At 59.4% G+C, this 941-nt stretch carries 1 protein-coding gene; it reads left to right on the top strand.

All coding sequences use genetic code 11. From position 1 onward, the window contains the following. On the top strand, positions 1-941 hold a 941-nt coding region (gene tuf, locus C1746_RS21815), incomplete at both ends, for an elongation factor Tu (RefSeq protein WP_116716897.1).

Here is a 941-nt window from a genome sequence, read left to right as displayed (position 1 = left end):
ATCAATGTGTCGCATGTGGAGTATGAGACCGACAATCGGCATTACGCCCACGTGGATGCGCCGGGCCATGCTGATTATGTCAAGAACATGATCACGGGTGCGGCGCAGATGGACGGCGCGATCTTGGTGGTGTCGGCGGCGGATGGGCCGATGCCGCAGACCCGGGAGCATGTGCTGTTGGCGCGTCAGGTTGGGGTGCCTGACTTGGTGGTGGCGTTGAACAAGGTCGACATGGTTGATGATGAGGAGTTGCTTGAGCTGGTGGAGCTTGAGGTCCGCGAGTTGCTGTCCTCCTATGAGTTTGATGGCGATAACGCTCCGGTCATCCCGGTCAGCGCGCTGAAGGCGTTGGAGGGTGATGAGGCGTGGGAGCAGAACATCTTGGATTTGATGGCGGCGGTGGATAGTCACTTCCCCGAGCCGGAGCGTGATACCGACAAGCCGTTCTTGATGCCGATTGAGGATGTGTTCTCCATCACCGGTCGTGGGACGGTGGTGACGGGCCGGATTGATGGTGGGATCGTCAAGACCGGTGACACCATTGAGATGGTGGGGTTGCGCGATACCACCTCAACGACGGTGACGGGGGTTGAGATGTTCCGCAAGCTGTTGGATGAGGGTCAGGCGGGCGATAACGTCGGGGTGTTGCTGCGGGGTACCAAGAAGGATGATGTGGAGCGTGGGCAGGTGTTGGCTGCGCCGGGCACGATCACGCCGCACACCAAGTTTGAGGCGCAGGTCTACATCTTGTCCAAGGATGAGGGTGGTCGGCACACGCCGTTCTTTAACAACTATCGGCCGCAGTTCTACATTCGGACCACGGATGTGACGGGTGCGGTTGAGTTGCCGGGTGGCACTGAGATGGTGATGCCGGGTGATAACACCGAGATGACGGTGGAGTTGATCCAGCCCATCGCGTTGGATGAGGGTCAGCGGTTTGC

It is taken from the genome of Euzebya tangerina (assembly GCF_003074135.1).
Classification (GTDB): Bacteria; Actinomycetota; Nitriliruptoria; order Euzebyales; family Euzebyaceae; genus Euzebya; species Euzebya tangerina.
This window is presented reverse-complemented; position numbering and strand designations above follow the sequence as displayed.